The sequence below is a fragment of the Pseudomonas sp. G166 genome, assembly GCF_037027455.2.
Classification (GTDB): domain Bacteria; phylum Pseudomonadota; class Gammaproteobacteria; order Pseudomonadales; family Pseudomonadaceae; genus Aquipseudomonas.
In genome coordinates, this window is sequence record NZ_CP146985.1 from 5,326,036 (window position 1) to 5,343,656 (window position 17,621).

The 17,621-nt window shown below is 60.7% G+C and carries 16 protein-coding genes; 6 read left to right on the forward strand and 10 right to left on the reverse strand.

The window, feature by feature from the left end:
• Positions 1-126: 126 nt before the first annotated feature.
• The 3 genes from SGN16_RS23545 to SGN16_RS23555 form a co-directional block, all read right to left on the reverse strand.
• A complete protein-coding gene (locus SGN16_RS23545) occupies positions 127-1,251 on the reverse strand; it encodes an FAD-dependent oxidoreductase (RefSeq protein WP_210640538.1) in 1,125 nt (374 codons plus the stop codon).
• Between the two features lie 178 nt (positions 1,252-1,429).
• Positions 1,430-1,792, reverse strand: a complete 363-nt coding sequence (locus SGN16_RS23550; RefSeq protein ID WP_210640544.1) for a Rieske 2Fe-2S domain-containing protein — start codon at positions 1,790-1,792, stop codon at positions 1,430-1,432.
• A gap of 15 nt (positions 1,793-1,807) precedes the next feature.
• Positions 1,808-2,746, reverse strand: coding sequence for a VOC family protein (locus SGN16_RS23555; protein ID WP_210640546.1), 939 nt, complete (start codon positions 2,744-2,746; stop codon positions 1,808-1,810).
• 327 nt (positions 2,747-3,073) lie between these two features.
• Between SGN16_RS23555 and SGN16_RS23560 the strand changes: the two genes are divergently transcribed.
• Positions 3,074-3,985, forward strand: coding sequence for a LysR family transcriptional regulator (locus SGN16_RS23560; RefSeq protein WP_335945121.1), 912 nt, complete (start codon positions 3,074-3,076; stop codon positions 3,983-3,985).
• Positions 3,986-4,279: 294 nt separating this feature from the next.
• The gene (locus SGN16_RS23565; RefSeq protein WP_335945122.1) at positions 4,280-5,359 is read left to right on the forward strand and encodes an aromatic ring-hydroxylating dioxygenase subunit alpha; all 1,080 of its coding nucleotides are present in this window, start codon (positions 4,280-4,282) and stop codon (positions 5,357-5,359) included.
• Between the two features lie 160 nt (positions 5,360-5,519).
• On the opposite strand, the gene SGN16_RS23570 is transcribed toward SGN16_RS23565, so the two are convergent.
• Positions 5,520-5,906, reverse strand: a complete 387-nt coding sequence (locus SGN16_RS23570) for a nuclear transport factor 2 family protein (RefSeq protein ID WP_335945123.1) — start codon at positions 5,904-5,906, stop codon at positions 5,520-5,522.
• Between the two features lie 258 nt (positions 5,907-6,164).
• Here SGN16_RS23570 and SGN16_RS23575 point away from each other — a divergent pair, with 258 nt between their 5' ends.
• Both SGN16_RS23575 and SGN16_RS23580 read left to right on the forward strand, forming a co-directional pair.
• A complete protein-coding gene (locus tag SGN16_RS23575) occupies positions 6,165-7,514 on the forward strand; it encodes an amidohydrolase family protein (protein WP_335945124.1) in 1,350 nt (449 codons plus the stop codon).
• Between the two features lie 2 nt (positions 7,515-7,516).
• Positions 7,517-7,963, forward strand: coding sequence for a heme-binding protein (locus SGN16_RS23580; protein ID WP_335945125.1), 447 nt, complete (start codon positions 7,517-7,519; stop codon positions 7,961-7,963).
• Here the strand turns inward: SGN16_RS23580 and SGN16_RS23585 are convergent.
• Both SGN16_RS23585 and SGN16_RS23590 read right to left on the reverse strand, forming a co-directional pair.
• On the reverse strand, positions 7,951-8,883 hold the full coding sequence (locus SGN16_RS23585) for a LysR family transcriptional regulator (RefSeq protein WP_335945126.1): 933 nt from the start codon (positions 8,881-8,883) through the stop codon (positions 7,951-7,953). The genes SGN16_RS23580 and SGN16_RS23585 overlap by 13 nt on opposite strands.
• 31 nt (positions 8,884-8,914) lie before the next feature.
• Entirely contained in the window at positions 8,915-10,846 is a 1,932-nt protein-coding gene (locus tag SGN16_RS23590; protein WP_335945127.1) for a methyl-accepting chemotaxis protein, read from the reverse strand.
• A 430-nt stretch (positions 10,847-11,276) separates the two neighbouring features.
• On the opposite strand from SGN16_RS23590, the gene SGN16_RS23595 reads away from it, so the two are divergent.
• On the forward strand, positions 11,277-12,434 hold the full coding sequence (locus tag SGN16_RS23595; RefSeq protein ID WP_335945128.1) for a prolyl oligopeptidase family serine peptidase: 1,158 nt from the start codon (positions 11,277-11,279) through the stop codon (positions 12,432-12,434).
• Between the two features lie 131 nt (positions 12,435-12,565).
• On the opposite strand, the gene metE is transcribed toward SGN16_RS23595, so the two are convergent.
• Positions 12,566-14,878, reverse strand: coding sequence for a 5-methyltetrahydropteroyltriglutamate--homocysteine S-methyltransferase (gene metE, locus SGN16_RS23600; RefSeq protein ID WP_335945129.1), 2,313 nt, complete (start codon positions 14,876-14,878; stop codon positions 12,566-12,568).
• Between the two features lie 107 nt (positions 14,879-14,985).
• On the opposite strand from metE, the gene metR reads away from it, so the two are divergent.
• Positions 14,986-15,903: a transcriptional regulator MetR gene (gene metR / locus SGN16_RS23605; protein WP_335945130.1), complete on the forward strand. Its 918-nt coding sequence runs from the start codon at positions 14,986-14,988 to the stop codon at positions 15,901-15,903.
• 122 nt (positions 15,904-16,025) lie between these two features.
• On the opposite strand, the gene SGN16_RS23610 is transcribed toward metR, so the two are convergent.
• The 3 genes from SGN16_RS23610 to SGN16_RS23620 are packed head-to-tail and all read right to left on the reverse strand — an operon-like array spanning position 16,026 to position 17,592.
• Entirely contained in the window at positions 16,026-16,523 is a 498-nt protein-coding gene (locus SGN16_RS23610) for a GNAT family N-acetyltransferase (RefSeq protein ID WP_335945131.1), read from the reverse strand.
• Complete coding sequence (locus SGN16_RS23615; RefSeq protein WP_210640557.1) at positions 16,520-17,158, reverse strand: LysE family translocator; 639 nt, start codon at positions 17,156-17,158, stop codon at positions 16,520-16,522. Before SGN16_RS23615 ends, SGN16_RS23610 begins: the two co-directional genes overlap by 4 nt.
• 17 nt (positions 17,159-17,175) lie before the next feature.
• Positions 17,176-17,592, reverse strand: coding sequence for an NUDIX domain-containing protein (locus tag SGN16_RS23620; protein ID WP_210640559.1), 417 nt, complete (start codon positions 17,590-17,592; stop codon positions 17,176-17,178).
• Between the last annotated feature and the right edge of the window lie 29 nt (positions 17,593-17,621).

Sequence of the window (17,621 nt, forward strand, 5' to 3'; positions counted from 1 at the left end):
GAAGTAACCCTCTTTATTGTTGTTGTATGTCAGCTCTTCTGATGAACAGCGCCCGCCGTCGAGCCAGGCCAAGCCTGCACGGGCATGAAACATCCATGGGAGAGCGAAATCAGTCCTGGCGGTGCCTCAAATGGGCTCGGCCGTGACCTCGAGCATCCGCCGGACCAGGCCGATCCGGTCGAAGCCGCTGTCGTGGGCCATTTCCTTTTCACCGGCCAGCACCGAGGCTTCGCTGATGAATTTGCAGCGCTGATAACGGCGCGCCATGAAGCGTTCGAGCTGCTGCTCAACGCTGCCACCGGCAACCAGCTCTTCGCCGAGCACGACAGCATCTTCAATGGCCATGCCGGCACCCTGGCCCAGATGTGGCGTCGTGGCGTGCACCGCATCGCCAATCAGCACGACACGGCCGCGGTACCAGGGCTCGCTGACGAACACCACCTCCAACGGCTTGTAGATCACCTGCTCGCTGTCGCGGATCTGCTCGCGCAACTCGCCGATCAGGCCGGTGAAACCATCCAGGCGCTGGCGCATCTGGGTCGCCAGCGTGGCGGGATCCATCCTGGGGTTGGCGGGTTCATGGGAGGTGACGAACATGTACATCTGATCGCGCCCCAGCGGCACCAGCCCGGCATTGCCGGCGGGCCCCTGGAAGGTGGCCAGATGATCGATTCCAGCTGGACGCGGCAAGTTGTAGCGCCACACCGCTTGACCGGTGAAACGCGGCTGGTACTGCTCGCCGAACAGCAAACCGCGTACCTGGGAGTACAGGCCATCGGCTCCCACGACCAGGTCGTAACGGCCGCGACTGCCATCGGTGAACAGCACATCAACAGCCTCGTCCACCTGCTCCAGGGTTTGCACGCTCAAGCCCAGGCGAATCGAGGCGCCCAGGGCAATGGTGGTTTGGCTGAGGACTTGATGCAGGGCCAGGCGCGAGATGCCAACGTTGGCCGGATATTCCGGGCCAGCCAGGCGCTGGCCGGGAATTCGCGCCCGCTGTTCACCGGCAGTGCTATAGATGGTCACATCTTCGAACGCGTAGGCGGCATCCAGATAGCCGTCCAACACACCCAACTTGGCCATCTCGCGCACGACATTGCTCTGCTGGATGATGCCGACGCCGTAGACAGTCCACTGTGTCTTGAGCTCGACAAGATTGACTTCGATGCCCTGGCGACGCAAAGCGATTGCGGCGCATAGACCACCGATACCACCACCGACAATAAGCACTTTTTTCACTGAGTTCATGCTTGTCTCACTCTTATTCTTGTTATTCACGCAAGCGTTCTGCCGGAGCGATCCCAGGCTGCACCCACGGCTGTTTCTGCACGCATTCGCTACCGCGTTGTGTTCACTTTCTCGGCAAAGCAGGCGTTTGACTAATCGCATGTAGGGATACGATGTATCAGCAACCGCGATACGTTAACTAAGGTGCACACGCCTCCAATTGACCCGCCTCGAGCACCAGCCAGTCGGCCTGCGCCTGCCATTTCAAAGCACTCAGGCGTTCGCCCAGACACGGCCCGTAGACGCACAGGCCACTGTCCGGAAGGAACCGGGCACCGTGGGCGTAACAGACGATCTGGCTGCCATCGACACTGAGAAAACGATCCTTGCGGTACTCCAGGCGCACCTGCAGATGCGGGCAACTGTTGCGATAGACCCGCACCTCGCCGCCATGGCGCAGGGCAAACACGCTGTCCTGCCCTGTGTCCAGAGGATCGAATCCGCGGGCCTGCCCTTCGAGCAATTCATCCAGGCGACATAGCGCAAGGGCGTCGTGACTCATGGACGAACTCCGCACTCAGGCCTGCTTGGGCGGCGGACCGCTCGGGAACCATTTTTCCCTGGACGTGAACAGGAACAATTGCGAGTTGTCCGCCGACAACGGCGCCTGGCGCGCTTGCCAGGCGTCATCGTGCTTGTCCATGTCGGCGTCGTATTCGATGTGGCAGCCCAGCGGGCTGTTGAAGTACCAGAACCAGTTGGAGCCGAAGAGGTGACGGCCCGGGCCCCAGAAGCTGGTCCAGCCTTGCTGTTCGAAACGGCGCCCGGCCAGCAGCACTTCCGTGCCGCTGCCCATGTGAAAGGTGAAATGCTCGCAACCCTTCATGTGCGGTGGCGTCTGGATCATGAACAGGCAATGGTGGTCATCGGAACCGGCCGGACGCATGAACGGGCCAGCGCCAACGAAGGTGTCGGTGGTCATGAAGCCCAGGCGCTTGTAAAAGGCTTCGGCCTTCAGCGCATCCGGCACGAAATACACCACATGGGAAAGGGTGCGTGGCAGGGCCTGCATGTCGGGGGTGATGCCCGGTTGGTTGACCGGGCGCTGAGGGGCATGGCCCGGTGCATTGGTCAAGTCGGCTGGCGCGCTGTACGGGCGCCGCACACTGATCTGAAAACCAATGGCGAACCCCATGTCGTCAACACTGTGCACGGAGCCATCGGCACCGCGGGTCACCAGGCGATCGCGCCCCAGCTCATCGGCGATGGCCTCGAGATCCGCCCCGCTGGCCACGCCATAAATGGTTTCACGAATCGAGGGTGCAGGCCCGATGGCCGCCGGCAGACTGGCATCGTCAGCCCGGCGGATAATCACGGCAGTGCCGTCGAGGGCTTCAAAACGACCGCCCTCGCTGTCGACATCGACAGGTTGCAGGCCGTAGTCACGCAGGCAATGGGTACAGGCTTGAATGTCGTCGACGCCAAAAATCAAGGCATCAAGGCCAATGATGTTCATTGAGTTACCACTCCATTGTAATTATTCAGCGCAGGCCAGCACCCCGCTTACGAGAGCCGTGCCAGGCGAAGCGCTGCCGAGGCGGGTCTTGGAGTCGATCAAGCGTCACGGCCAACCGACTGTGGGCCGATACTGAAGGGGCGAAAACTCACTGACTAATCGCTTGTCAGGATGTGACCTATCGGCAAACGCAATACCTGGCTGCGCAGCGCCAAACGACGCGAAAAAACACAAAGACGTCGATCGACACATCTCGTCAGGGGGCTTGACTGCGCGATAGGAAGGTCGGAAGGTATTTACAAAATAAATACAAGAATCGAGACCGCCATGCGTTTTAACCACCTGGATCTCAATCTCCTGGTGGCGCTTGATGTGTTACTGGAAGAGCAGAACATCACCCGCGCCGCCGAACGCCTGCACATGACCCAATCCGCCACCAGCGGCGTACTGGGCAGGTTGCGCCTCTACTTCGAAGACGAACTGCTGGCGCAGGTCGGGCGCAAGATGCAGCCCACGCCCTATGCCCGTGAACTGGCGGCGCCAGTGCGCCAGATACTGCTGACGATCCAGTCCTCGATCACCGCCAAACCGGTGTTCGACCCCGCCACCAGCAAGCGCCATTTCCGCCTGATCACCTCGGACTACCTGATCAGCGTCCTGTTTGCCCGGGTCATCCAGAAGATCTACCTGGAGGCCCCGCACATCACCTTCGAACTGCTGGGCCCCGGCGACACCTCCACCGAGCTGCTGATGCGCGGCGAGGCCGACATGATGATCGTGCCTGAGCACTACCTCATCGAAGGCCACCCATCGCTCTTACTGTTCGAAGAAGAGCACGTTTGCGTGGTGTGGGACGGCAACACCCAAGTGGGCGACAGCATCACCCTCGATCAGTACATCGAGATGGGTCATGTCTCCGTGATTTTTGGCCGCAACCGGCAACTGAGCATCGAAGAGTGGCTGATGAGCCAGTACGGCTTCAATCGTCGCATGGAAGTGGTTACCCACGATTTCAACACCTTGCCGCAGCTGATCGTCGGCACTCAACGCATCGCCACCATGCTCCGGCGCATGGCCAGGCTGTACGCCAACTACCTGCCGCTGCGCATCCTGCAACCACCGGTGAAAATCCCGGTAATGCGAGAGTTCATGCTCTGGCACCGCACCATGGATGGGGATCCGATGCATCGTTGGCTGCGGGCGAAAATCAGTCAGATCATTAACGAACTGGAACAGTAGTCGCCTCGACGCGCGCCGAACATCCCATTTTGTTTCAAGATACCTTGCATCCCAACTTGCGATTGGCCAGCTATTTGGCTTCCCCTTTAGAGTGCACTCGGTCTCACCTGCAGGCGTACCTTTTCGCCTGCGAAACCGCCTAGAGACCCAAAAAATAATATTAAAGCCGAGCTCTTTTATCTCCCGGCCCGTACGCCCAGGATCTGCCGCAGTCATCAAGTTTTGGTTGATCACTGAGCAAGTTCTTCTTCGGTGGGCCAGCCGACAACCTATAAAAAACGATGGAGAGGCTGTATGACCACTTCGCTTGTCAATAACCCAACAGCTGACAATCAGACCATTATCAAACCCAACTACCCACGCAATTGTTGGTGGGTAGCAACCACCTCAGAAAAAGTCGGGCGCGAACCTCTGGCATTGAAAATGCTGGACATGTCGGTCGTGCTCTACCGCAAGGAGGATGGTTCGGTCGCCGCTCTTGATGATCGCTGCCCACATCGCTGGGCCCCTCTCTCATCGGGCAAGCTCGTGGGTGACGATATTCAATGCGGATACCATGGTTTTACCTTCAACCCCGAGGGGGAATGTGTACGTATTCCCTCGCAGCCCCAGATCCCGAGTCGCTGTCGCGTTCGATCCTATCCCGTGGTGGATCAGCCTCCCTTTGTCTGGGTGTGGATGGGCGATCCGGAAAAAATCGTCGAGGGCCCTCCTGTTGAAGCGCAGTGGCCGGCCGACCCGAACTATTCGTCCTGGAGCGGCGAAACCCTGGCCGAAGGCAACTACATGTTGCTGAAGGAAAACGTGCTTGACCTGACCCACTTCGGCTATGTGCATGCCACCTCCTTCAAGATCCTCGACTGGGTGGGTGCCCCCACCGTGATGGTTACAGAGGACAGGGTAAGCTTTCGCCAAGAGTTTATCGGTTGCAATCTGCCGCCAATGTTCGCCGAAGTCACAGCAATAGGCACAGAGAAAAAAGTTAATCGTTACAACTATGGCAGTTATGTTTCGCCGGCTTTAAATGTCGCCGCACTAGATATAGAAGACCACGAGGCAGAAGCAGGAAAGCGTAAAAACTTCCAGTTCAGGGTCATTCATGTAACAACCCCGGAAACCCCAACACGCTTCCGCTACATGTGGTTCGGTGGATTCGATATCCCGGACATGGACCCAGAGACTCTGCAAATGTGCAAAACCTTGACAGAAATCGGCTTTGCCGAAGACAAGGCGATCATCGAGGCCCTTCATCGCAACATCATGGAAGATCCAAGGCACTTGGATTACCCGGAAATCATCGTGCAAACGGATCAAGCCGCTATCCAGGCGCGCCGAAAACTCATGGCGCAAATTGAGAAGGAAAAAAACGGCTGACACGCTCTGAACCCTCCGCACCACCTGGTTTGGTGCGGATAATCATCTGAGCATCAAGCCTTGTATCTCCCCTCCTTCAGAACGAAAACAGCCTCCATCAAAATGCGCCGAGCATCCATCGGGGATGCTCGGCGCTTCATGGTTCATGAGGTACAGCGCTTTAGCTAGGTGAACGAGTAGCCTGGAACGAGCTGATCTGCCAGCCATGCGCACCCAGCACCCACACCTGAGTGGCAAACCCTTCACCACGAATCGGCTGATCGCCGCCTCGCTTTTGCAGCGTGTTGCACTGCGGACCGGTCATCACCGCCAAGGCATCACCGTAGAAACGCACCTGCAGCTCACCTCGCTCAATAGACAGGTACTGCACGGCGTTCTGTGCATAATCAAGGTAGTCGGCCTTGCCCTGTACCATGCCGGTGGTATGTACATACACCAGATCATCAGCAAACAGTTCGGCTACACGGGCGTGATCTTCCTCGACCAGCGCACGGCTACGCTCCTTCTCCAGCGCCAGAAGTTGATTTATTACTGGGGTATCAGTCATTTTTTTGGTTCTCGGGGATTTGACGAACACACACCTTAAACACCTGACCCACCGGCAAAAAATCGCCGATCAAGATGACAGCCATCGGCACTTGCGATACTCCCACGCGACAGTTTTTTTTGGCCCCGCGGCCCCGCCACCGTTGCTTTGCAGTCGTTATCGACAACATCAATACCCGGCTATTGATGCAATCTGCTGGTGACACCCAAGCGTGCACCCTAGCCTCGTGATTGATAACAATCACACGGCGAAAAAACCATGAGTATCCTGCATTTGCGCTGTAAGACCCTGTTCGACAGCACCAGCCTCGACACCCGCCAGCAGCAAACACTCATCATCGAAAACGGCGTGTTCGGCTATGTCGGCCCAACGTCCCTGGCTCCCGCGCCGAAACCTGGTGACTGTGTGGTGGATGCCGGCGACAACTTCGTCATGCCTGGCCTGATCGATGTGCACACACACCTGGCCTTCGGCAACGCACAGAGCGAAGAAGACATCGATATCTGGACCACCGATGAGTTCCGCGCCTTACGAGGCATGTTTTTCTCCCAGCACGTGCTCGCGGCTGGCGTCACCAGCATGATCTGCCCAGGCGACAGCGGACAGTTGAGCATCGCCGTGCGTAACGCCATTGCCGCCGGCATGTTCGAGGGCCCGCGGATCGCCGCCAGCAGCCGGGTGATTACCAACCGGCAGAGCCTCAACGACTGGTTCCCCAGCCGCGTCGGCACGCCGGAATATTTCACCGCGCGCCTGGTCACCAGCCGTAGCGAAGCACTGGCGGAAATCCGCAAGCAGGCCAAGGACGGTGTTGACCTGATCAAGATCGCCATGGACGGCACCTTCCGCCGCCCCGATGGCGGAATCATCGCGGCCTTCACCGCTGAAGAAACCTACGAGATGGTCCAAGAAGCTCATCGCCTTGGCTGCAAGGTGGCAACTCACGCCTATGGCCGCGAGGCGGTGATGTATGCGGCCAAGGCCGGAGTCGATCTAGTGTTCCACGCCTTCTATATGGACGATGCCTGCATCGAAGCACTGCTTGAGGCCGGCAGTATCCTTGCGCCGACCATGACCTTCCCGCAGAACACTGTGGACTTCTGTCAGCCCCACGACCCGGCGATTACCACCGGCTACGCCGGCTACTGTGCCCGTACCCTGGAACTAGGCTCGGCGGTGCTCAAACGCGCCAAAGCCGCAGGTATCCCGTTCGCCTGTGGCAGCGACAGCGGTTTTGCTGTCACCCCGTACGGCGAATGGCATGCTCGCGAACTGGAGCTTCTGGTCACCCGTATTGGCTTCAGCCCGGCCGAAGCGTTGCACGCCGCCACTGCTGTCGGCGCGCGCTGCATGCCTCGTGGCGAAACCCTCGGCACCCTGGAAGTGGGTAAACAGGCCGACTTCCTGCTACTGGACGGCTCGCCACTGGACGACATTCGCATCCTCCAGGATCGCTCACGCCTCAAAGCCGTGTACAAGGCTGGCCAGCCAATGCGCATGGATCGCAGCCGGTACGACCCCAAGCAAGTGTCCGACTTCAACTCGCTGAAATGGACCGACCTCTATACCCGCAACCGTGTCACCCAACTCGGTAAATGGAGCCTGTGAGTATGCAACGACTTGACCTTACCACCGCTACTCGGATCGGCAGCGCTGCCATCGCTGCCTCCACCAAACTGGGTCTTAAACCCATGGCCGTCGCCGTGCTGGACGCCGCTGGCCATCCACTTGTGGTACTGCGCGATGAACAGGCGAGTTTCCTGCGCCCACAAATCGCTACCGGCAAGGCCCGCGGTTGCCTCGGCATGGGCTTTGGTGGCCGCGAACTGGCGCGCCGCGCTCAAGCCATGCCGGCGTTCTTTAATGCGATCAATAGCCTCACCGCAGGCGAAGTGATTCCAGTGGCCGGTGGCGTACTGATCCGCAATACCGAGGGCACCTTGCTGGGCGCCATCGGTATCAGCGGCGACACTTCGGACAACGACGAACGCTGCGCCCTGCTGGCAATCAGTGCCGTCGGGCTAAGTGCCGACAACGGTGACCCTCAGCCGGACTGATCGAGCTGCGCGGCCTGTTCCTGCAACAGGCCGCGAAACCAGGCCAAAGCCGGATCCCGGGTTTGATAGGGGTGCCATTGCAATATCTGCACCGCTGCGGGAAAGACCAGCGGCGTCGGGTAAATACGCAACGCATGCCGCTTGGCGAAAATCTCGGCCTGACGACTGAACACCGTGGCAACTCGCGCGCTGCCGACAATAAATTCCGGTATCAGGGCAAAGCTTTCCAGGGCCACGCCGACCCGCCGCTCGATTCCCAGCTCGCGCAGATGCACGGCATCCATCGCCAGGTTGCGGCCATCAGCGAACTCCCGCACCACATGTTCAGCCGCGCAGTAGTCGGCCAGACTCAGGCCCTCAGCGAACTGCGCCTGCTGCGCGCAGACAATACAGCACAGTTGATCGCTCAGCAGCGGTACCTGCGGATAAGCCGGATTGAGCCGACGCTGCGGCACGATCACCACGTCGCTGCGCCGGTAATCCAGCGCCTCGCTGACCACGTCGCCTTCGCGTGGCATGGGTAGGTCACGCAGGCGCAGGCGCACACCTGGCGCGACTCGCGCCAACTCGCGGCTCACCGCAGGTAATAGCACCGTCATTAAGTAATCCGAGGCCACCAGGGTGAACAGCCGGGTGCAACTGGCCGGCTCAAAATGCACTGGCGCATCGATGATCTCGCGGGTCAGTGCCAGCGCCTCGCGCACCTTGGGCAAAAGCTCCGAGGCCAGCGCCGTGGGCTCCAAACGTCGCCCCATTTGCACCAACAACGGGTCGTTGAAATGCTCGCGCAATCGCCCAAGCGCCGAACTGGTGGCCGATTGGCCAAGATGCAGGCGCTCAGCCGCGCGACTGACGCTGCACTCGCTGAGCAATGCTTCGAAGGCCACCAGCAGGTTAAGATCGAGACGGCGGTAACGCATAAGAGGCGTGCTCCTGCTACTCACGTGAGGATCAAGTGCGGAAATGCCCGACGGCCGCCTTGAGCTCACCGCTAACCTGCTGCAAGTCGGCCGTGGAGACTTGCAGTTGCTGGCTTTCCCTGGCGCTGCCCTCGGCCACTTCACGCACCCGCGTCATACTCTGGCTGACTTGCTCGGCCACCACGCTCTGCTGTTCGGCAGCCGCGGCAATCTGCTGGTTCATCTGCTCGATGCTGGACACCGCCCGGGTGATCCGCGCCAGCGCCTGGGAAGCTTGCGCGGCAAGCACCACCGTTTCATCGCTCAACACATGGCTGCCTTGCAAACGCTCGGCGGCTTGTTGGGCGACACTGCTCAGACGAACGATCAACCCTTCGATTTCCGTGGTCGAACGCTGGGTGCGCCGTGCCAGGCCGCGCACCTCATCGGCAACCACGGCGAAACCACGACCATGTTCGCCAGCACGCGCCGCTTCGATGGCGGCGTTGAGGGCCAGCAGGTTGGTCTGCTCGGCCACCGCCTTGATGACATCGAGCACACCACCGATCGCTGCGCTCTCCACCAGCAACGAGCGCATGGCTTGCGCGCAGCCACTCATTTCCACGGCCAGATGGTCGATCTTGTCACCCGCCTGGCGCACCAGCTCATCGCCCTCACGCGCCTGCTCGTCGGCATGCGCCACCGCTGCGCTGGCCTCACCCGCATTGCGGGCCACCTCCTGCGCCGTGGCGGCCATCTGTTGCATGGCGGTGGCGGCCAGTTCGGTTTCCTGGCGTTGGTGCTCGACACCTCGGCTGTTGCTCTGGGTCACCTCGGCCAGGCTGCCGGCCATGCCGTTGAGCGAGCCAACACCACGGTCGATGCGCCCGACCAAGGCACGCAAACTGCCTAGCATGCTGCCCACTGTGCCCAACAGCTGCCCCAGTTCATCACGACGAACGCTGTCTGGTGGCGGATCACTCAGATCCCCCGCTGCCACGCGCTGGACCAACTGCACGGCCTGGCGCAGCGGCTGCACAATCAAATGGCGGATCAGCAGGCTGGCCCCGATCCCCAAGGCCAGCGCCAGAAAAGTGATCAAGCCCAATTGGCGATCGGCATTGCGATTATCGTCCAGTACCGCCTGCCTTTGCTGTTCATCAGCCAGGGCCAACAGCTTGCTCACCTGCTCGGTTTGCGCGTTCATCGCTGCACTGCTCTGCGTGCTTTGCCCACGGCTGCCGACGAACTCGACGAAGGCCTTGCGGTAGTCGCCCAGGGCCGTGCTTGCCTCCTGCAGCGACTCGCCTTGCAGCTCGCCAAGATCAAGCGCTTGCATGGCGGCCAGCAGGTCACTCATGCTCATTTCCCAGTCACTGCGGTAACGTTCCTCGCCATCGAGCGAATAATACAGTTCACTGTCACGCAGCTTGGCGAGCTTGTCGCGCAATGCAGCGGTCTGCTCGAGCAGCACCATCTGATTGCTGGTCGGGGGTGTGCCCTGCCCCAACCGGGTGTTAAGCGCATCCAGTTGATCGAGAAACAGCAGAGTGAAACTGTCACCCGCGGTCTGCGCCAGCGTCTGCATGCGCAGGCGGGCTTCGCGAGCCCGACGCAACGAATCGGCATAGCCGAGAAACTGCTCCAGATAAGTGCCGGCGGCCGTGCGCACGGTGGCGTGCGATGCGCTATTGGCCGGTTCTTCATCCAGATGCTGGCTCAGTTTCCCGATCGTCTCGCGCACCTGCTCAAGATGCTGCGGAGCAAGGTCCAGGGCGAAGGCTTTTTCGTCGATGCGGGCACGCAGGATCAATGCCTGGATCGATGACTCCTGGCGCGATTGCTCAGCACGCTGCTGCAACACACCCAAAGAACGAAAAGCAGTGGCCGCTACCCCCAGGGTAACCAGCAACACCAGGCCAAAACCCAGCGACAGCTTGGCGCCCACCGATAAATCGCCAAGCACACGGCTCAGTACAGGCATGTCCAACTCCTCCCACGGTAGTGCAAACACGTCCAGCCCTTGGCACCCAGGCTGATCGCCGGGCCGCAATTAGACTCACTCATTTGCCGATACCTTATTCTTGTTGTTATGCGCGCCCAGGGCTCCAGCCAATGGCGCGGTGTAGCGCCAACTCTAGTGAGTCGTCCCTCAACGACACCAATCGCATCCCGCGTTATGAGCAATCGCAAAGTACGATGATAGGTATCTGGATTTGCTGCTTGAGCTGTGAGTAGAAAACCCTTAGGCCAATGACACAGACGCTCTATCGCCGTTCGCAATACCACCCATCCCGACTTGCGATTGGCCAAACAATTGCCCTCCCCTTAGCCTGCTTCGAACCGCCAGGTCGGGCTGTCACCCGCTCCGGACCTGGCTGCCTGCCTTTGCTTGCACAAGGACAATAACAATCATGTTCCGCTACTTCCCGACCAACTACGTGTGGAATCTTTCCGTCGACCTCGCCATTGAAATGGGTGCCCGCATCGGCGAAATCGAAGAAATGTGCGCGCCGCTACAGGAGGCCGCCAAGCAGCCGGACGCCGCCGGCAGCAAGGCCTTCCGTGATACCTGGGCAAAAATGGCCGACAAGCTTTGCGGCTTGGCTGAAGAAGACGAAGCCAAAGGCCGAATGTTGTCAGCCGGCGAAAAATACAACCGCGCCGCGACCTATTACCTGAGCTGCGAACGCCTGCAGGCCCACGGTGCCCCTGGCCGGACGGAGCTGTACCAGCGCTTTCTTCACACCTTCCAGCGCGGTATCGAACTGGCGCAAGAAAACTGCGAGCGCGTTGAAATCCCTTACGAAGGCAAACACATTTCCGGGTTGCTGGTTCGCGCCGAAGGCGTCAGCGGCCCGGCGCCGATTCTGGTGCAGGTCAATGGACTGGACTCCACCAAAGAAATGAAATATCGCGTCGGCCTGCCCGCCTGGCTGGCCAAACGTGGCGTGTCGTCGCTGGTCATCGACCAGCCGGGCACCGGCGAAGCCCTGCGCCTGCATAACCTGACGGCGCGTTTTGACAGCGAACATTGGGCCAGTCGGGTAGTGGACTGGCTGGAAACCCGCAGCGATGTCGACGCCAAACGCATCGGCATGGAAGGCGTGTCGCTCGGCGGCTATTACTGCCCGCGCGCGGTAGCCTTCGAACCGCGCTTCGCCTGCGGGGTTGTCTGGGGGGCCAACCATGACTGGCGTGATGTACAGAAGCGGCGCATGGAAAAAGAAGGCAGCTTCCCGGTTCCGCATTACTGGTCCCATGTGGCCTGGGTATGGGGCGCCAAGGACACCGAGCAATTCATGGCCATCGCCGAGAATGTCCACCTGGACGGCATACTGGATCGCATCAAGGTGCCGTTCCTCGTCACCCATGGTGAGAAGGACTCGCAGATTCCATTGAAGTGGGCGCACCGTACCTACGAGCAGTTGGTCAACAGCCCTAAGCGCGAGCTGAAAATATTCACCGAACGCGAAGGCGGCGTCCAACATTCGAGCTTCGATAACAGTATCAATGCCGGTCATTACATCGCCGACTGGGTCGCTGAAGTGCTTGGGGGGCGGACCGCGTGATGGGTGTGTTCCAGCCCCCTAGGGTTGCGAGCCGTGGTTGAATGACGCAATGAAGCCAGGCACTCCTCTTGTGGCGAGGGGATTTATCCCCTCGCCACAGATTGGGAAATGCCTATAAGAGTATTAGGGCTTCAAGCCAGCTGGCTACGCAGTTGCCGCGCCGCCGCCACCATGTTCACCAACGCCGCTTCCGTCTCCGGCCACGCCCGGGTTTTCAGCCCGCAATCAGGGTTGATCCACAACCGCTCGGCGGGAATCCGCTTCACTGCCTTACTCATCAGCGCGACCATCTCCGCCGTGTCCGGCACCCGTGGCGAGTGGATGTCGTAGACGCCCGGGCCAATGTCGTTGGGGTAATCGAACGCCTCGAACGCCTCGAGCAGTTCCATGTCCGAACGCGAAGTTTCGATGGTGATGACGTCGGCATCCATGGCCGCGATGGCCTGGATCACGTCGTTGAATTCGCTGTAGCACATGTGGGTATGGATCTGGGTTTCGTCAGCCACTCCCGATGCACTCAAGCGGAAAGCCTCCACGGCCCAGTCCAGGTACTCCTGCCATTGCCCGCGACGCAGCGGCAAACCTTCGCGGAACGCCGCCTCGTCGATCTGCACGATCTTGATCCCGGCCTTTTCCAGGTCCAGCACTTCGTCACGCAAGGCCAGGGCCAGTTGGCGGGCCTGGATTTGACGCGAGACGTCCTCGCGCGGGAACGACCACATCAGCATGGTCACGGGACCGGTGAGCATGCCTTTCATGACCTTGTCGGTCAGGCTTTGCGCATAGCGGATCCAGTCGACGGTCATGGCGCTCGGCCGGCTGATGTCGCCGTAGATGATCGCCGGTTTCACGCAACGCGAGCCGTAGCTCTGCACCCAACCGAAACGGGTGAAGGCGTAGCCCTCCAGTTGCTCGGCGAAGTACTCCACCATGTCGTTGCGCTCGGCTTCACCGTGCACCAGTACGTCCAGGCCCAGGCGCTCCTGGATCTGCACGGCATGGCGGATCTCGGTGTGCATGGCGTCCTGATAATCATTGGCCGACAGCTTGCCCTGCTTATAGGCCTGACGCGCCAGGCGAATTGCCGGGGTCTGCGGGAAGGAGCCGATAGAGGTGGTGGGAAACGTAGGCAGTTGCAACCGGGCACGCTGCTGTTCGATGCGCTTGGCAAACGGCGAACGCCGCTGGCTGTCCTGTGGCCCGATAGCCGCCAGACGAGCCTGAACCTCGGCTTTGTGAATCCGCGGGGAGCCGGCACGACGGGTTTGCACGTCACGACTGATGGCCAGGGCCTGCTGTACGCCGGGGGCCTGCGGATCGTTGAGCGCATCGCGCAACACCGCCACTTCACCGCACTTTTGCACGGCGAAGGCCAGCCAGCTCTTGAGCTCGGGATCGAGCCGGTCTTCACGCTCCAGATCCACCGGGCTATGCAGCAATGAGCAAGACGTGCTGACCCAGAGGTTGTCGCCAAAACGTTCCTGGGCCGGTTGCAACTGCGCCAGCGCCTGTTCCAGTTCGCAGCGCCAGACGTTGCGACCATTGACCAGGCCCACCGACAGAATCTTGTAGGTCGGCAGGCGGTCCAGTACCTGGCCCAGTTGCTCCGGCGCACGCACGGCGTCAATGTGCAAACCGTCCACCGGCAGGCTCACCGCCAGGCCGAGGTTGTCTTCCAGGCCACTGAAATAAGTCGCCACCAGTTTTTTCAGCGGCGAGTACTGAAGAATGTGATAGGCCCGTTCGAACGCGCTTCTCCAGGCCAGGGGCAGGTCGAGGGTGAGGATCGGTTCGTCGATCTGCACCCACTCCACGCCTTGGGCCTTGAGGCGATTGAGGATTTCACCGTAGACCGGCAGCAGACGCTCCAGCAGCTCGAGCTTGTCGAACTCCACCCCCTTGGCCTTGCCCAGCCACAGGTAGGTCAGCGGGCCGATGATTACAGGCTTGACCTGATGTCCCAAGGCGAGGGCCTCGTCGACTTCGTCGAACAGTTGCTCCCAGCTCAGGGCGAAAGTCTGGTCGGCGGAAAACTCCGGGACCAGGTAGTGGTAGTTGGTGTCGAACCACTTGGTCAGCTCCTGGGCGTATTGCGCCTGACCGTGCTCGGCGCCGCAGCAGGCGGTCGTGGCACCACGGGCCATGGCGAACAAGGTGTCGAGGGTCGGTTTACCCTGGGTATCCAGGGTGCTGTGGAAACGCGGCGGAACGGCGCCCAGGGTCAAGGTGTGGCCGAGCACCTGGTCATACCAGGCAAAGTCGCCAACCGGCAGCAGATCGATACCAGCGTCTTTTTGCAGTTGCCAGTGCCGGGCCCGCAGCTCGCGGCCCACCGCTTGCAACGCGGCCGGCGCCAGATCGCCCTTCCAATAGGCTTCGAGGGCTTTTTTCAGTTCGCGGTCGGCGCCGATGCGGGGAAAACCGAGGGTATGGGCCAGGGCCATGGTGTGTGTCCTCCTGTAAAAGATGGCGCCATTGTCGACAGCCGAGCCTACATGAGACAAACTCAACCTTTTCGTGTTGATCACAAGTTTTCCTCATGGAGGCCGCCGTGCTTGAAATCCGCCACCTCAAGACCCTGCACGCATTGCGCGAGGCCGACAGCCTGGTGGAAGCCGCCGAACGCCTGCACCTTACCCAGTCCGCCCTCTCTCACCAGTTCAAGGAACTGGAGGAACGCCTGGGCATGCCGTTGTTCGTGCGCAAGACCAAACCCGTGCGCTTCACCAGCGCCGGCCTGCGCCTGCTGCAACTGGCCGACGCCACCCTGCCGCTGCTGCGCAGCGCCGAGCGAGACATCGGGCGGCTGGCCGGTGGCACCGCCGGGCGTTTGCACATGGCGATCGAATGCCACAGTTGCTTTCAGTGGCTGATGCCGACCATCGACCAGTTTCGCGACGCCTGGCCGGAAGTTGAACTGGACCTGGCTTCAGGCTTTGCCTTCGCCCCGCTGCCGGCCCTGGCCCGGGGTGACCTGGACCTGGTGGTCACCTCCGACCCGCTGGAACTGGCCGGCATCACCTACGTGCCGCTGTTCACCTACGAGGCGATGCTGGCCGTGGCCAACCAGCATCGCCTGGCGGGCAAGCCCTACGTCGTGCCGGAAGACCTGATCAGCGAAACCCTGATCACCTATCCGGTGGAACGGGACCGGCTGGACATCTTCACCCGCTTCCTGGAGCCGGCCGACATCGAACCGGCCCAGGTGCGCACCTCCGAACTGACGGTGATGATGATGCAACTGGTGGCCAGCGGCCGAGGTGTGTGCGGCATGCCGCACTGGGCGCTGCATGAATACAGCTCACGGGGTTATGTGAAGGCCAAGCGGCTGGGGGAGAAAGGCTTGTTTGCCACGCTGTATGCGGCGGTGCGTACCGACATGCTCGACGCGCCATACATGCGCGACTTTTTGCTGACGGCCAAGGACACGTCGTTTTCCACGTTGGACGGGGTCAGTGCCGTTCGGTGATACCGCGTTGCGCCTATCGCGAGCAAGCTCCCACAGGGGATTTGTGTTGTGAACACTATCGATGCCACCCAGCAAATCCCTATGGGAGCGAGCTTGCTCGCGATGGCGGTGTGTCGGTGGGGTTAGAGCTCGAGCCACATGTGGATCTTGTCGAGGTATTCATCGCCCACCCGTATCGCCATGGGTTCGAGGCCGTACAGTACGAAACCGCAGCGCTGGTAGAGCTTGACGGCCGGGTCGTTGCCGGCGGTGACGGTCAGTTGCACCAGGCGCAAAAAGCTGTGGCGACGGGCTTCGTCGAGGGCGGCCTGTACCAGTTGGAAGCCGAGCCCCCGATGGCAATGGGCAGCGGTGACGTACATGCCGAACAGCATCGCCTTGTGCCGGGCCTTTTCCCGAGACTCCAGGGCCAACCCGACAATGCCGACCAGCTCACTCTCGACAAACGCCCCCAACAACACGTCAAACCGGCTGGTCAGGCGCGACTCCCACCAATTGATGGGCAGCGCCGCCCGTTCGTTGAAATGGGAGGTGAAGGCCTGCGGGTGAAGCGCGTAAGCCTGGAGCATCAGCTCGCGATACGCCTGGGCATCGCCCGCCCGCAGCCGTCGAATGTTCACGCCGAACGCCGTTGCTCAAGCATCAGGCGCAACGCCAGTGCACCCAGCACAAACCCCATGAAGTAACGCTGGGCGGCCAGCCAGGTGGGGTTGTGGACAAACCACGAGGCAATGCCGGCGGCGAACAGGGCAATCAGCAGGTTGACGCTGAAACTGACGCTGATCTGGGTCAGCCCCAGAATGATGCTCTGGGTGAACAGCGAACCGTGTTCCGGGCTGATGAATTGCGGGAACACCGAGAGGTAAAACACCGCGATCTTTGGATTCAGGGCACTGGTAAGAAAACCCATGGTGATCAACTTGCGCGTCGAGTCCGCAGGCAGTTGCTGGGCCTCGAAAGGCGAACGCGCCCCGGGCTTCACGGCCTGCCAAGCCAACCAGAGCAGGTACAGCGCGCCGGCCCATTTCAACACTTCATAGGCCACCGGCACTGCCAGGAACACCGCCGTCAGCCCCACCGCCGCGGCGAACATGTGCACGAAAAATCCGGCCACCACCCCTAGCAAGGAAGTCACGCCGGCCTTGCGGCCCTGGCAGATCGAACGGGAAATCAGGTAGATCATGTTCGGGCCGGGCGTGAGCACCATCAACAACGCCGCGGCGGCAAAAACCAGCAGGTCCGGCAATGGAATCATGAGCATCAATCCTTGAGTCAGCAGGTCACGAGATGTGTGGCTCGATAAAACGGCAGGATTACCTCGCCTGTCAATGGCGCCAACACAAGATCGCTGTCGCCGGCCGGGTCGATCCAGCGCACTTCCTCGATTTCAGCAGCAGGAGACACCGGGACGTCGATACTCAGCAAAAACACTTCGGCCTGCACGGTAAAACCCGGCTCGTTGGCGGCTGGGGCGCTGAACAGGCCCAGGTAACGGGCTTGTGCCGGGTCGATCGTCAGGCCAAGTTCCTCTTCCAGCTCCCGCGCCAGGGCCTGGACCGGTTGTTCATGGGCCTCGATCTTGCCACCCGGCTGCATGAAGGCCCGAGTGCCGCGCTTGCGCACCAGCAGGGTATGACCGTCAGGCCCGATCAACAGGGCGGCGGCTATGCGGATAAGGGAAGTGGTCATGGGTGATCGAAGCCTTGGGCGGGAAAATG

Bases quoted from the DNA above. Each gene is read 5' to 3' on its own strand.
- SGN16_RS23550 (WP_210640544.1), bottom strand. From the start codon at position 1,792: ATGAGTCACGACGCCCTTGCGCTATGTCGCCTGGATGAATTGCTCGAA.
- SGN16_RS23545 (WP_210640538.1), bottom strand. From the start codon at position 1,251: ATGAACTCAGTGAAAAAAGTGCTTATTGTCGGTGGTGGTATCGGTGGT.
- SGN16_RS23620 (WP_210640559.1), bottom strand. From the start codon at position 17,592: ATGACCACTTCCCTTATCCGCATAGCCGCCGCCCTGTTGATCGGGCCT.
- SGN16_RS23580 (WP_335945125.1), top strand. From the start codon at position 7,517: ATGCAACGACTTGACCTTACCACCGCTACTCGGATCGGCAGCGCTGCC.
- SGN16_RS23565 (WP_335945122.1), top strand. From the start codon at position 4,280: ATGACCACTTCGCTTGTCAATAACCCAACAGCTGACAATCAGACCATT.
- SGN16_RS23575 (WP_335945124.1), top strand. From the start codon at position 6,165: ATGAGTATCCTGCATTTGCGCTGTAAGACCCTGTTCGACAGCACCAGC.
- SGN16_RS23560 (WP_335945121.1), top strand. From the start codon at position 3,074: ATGCGTTTTAACCACCTGGATCTCAATCTCCTGGTGGCGCTTGATGTG.
- SGN16_RS23585 (WP_335945126.1), bottom strand. From the start codon at position 8,883: ATGCGTTACCGCCGTCTCGATCTTAACCTGCTGGTGGCCTTCGAAGCA.
- SGN16_RS23590 (WP_335945127.1), bottom strand. From the start codon at position 10,846: ATGCCTGTACTGAGCCGTGTGCTTGGCGATTTATCGGTGGGCGCCAAG.
- SGN16_RS23570 (WP_335945123.1), bottom strand. From the start codon at position 5,906: ATGACTGATACCCCAGTAATAAATCAACTTCTGGCGCTGGAGAAGGAG.
- SGN16_RS23595 (WP_335945128.1), top strand. From the start codon at position 11,277: ATGTTCCGCTACTTCCCGACCAACTACGTGTGGAATCTTTCCGTCGAC.
- metE (WP_335945129.1), bottom strand. From the start codon at position 14,878: ATGGCCCTGGCCCATACCCTCGGTTTTCCCCGCATCGGCGCCGACCGC.
- SGN16_RS23555 (WP_210640546.1), bottom strand. From the start codon at position 2,746: ATGAACATCATTGGCCTTGATGCCTTGATTTTTGGCGTCGACGACATT.
- SGN16_RS23615 (WP_210640557.1), bottom strand. From the start codon at position 17,158: ATGATTCCATTGCCGGACCTGCTGGTTTTTGCCGCCGCGGCGTTGTTG.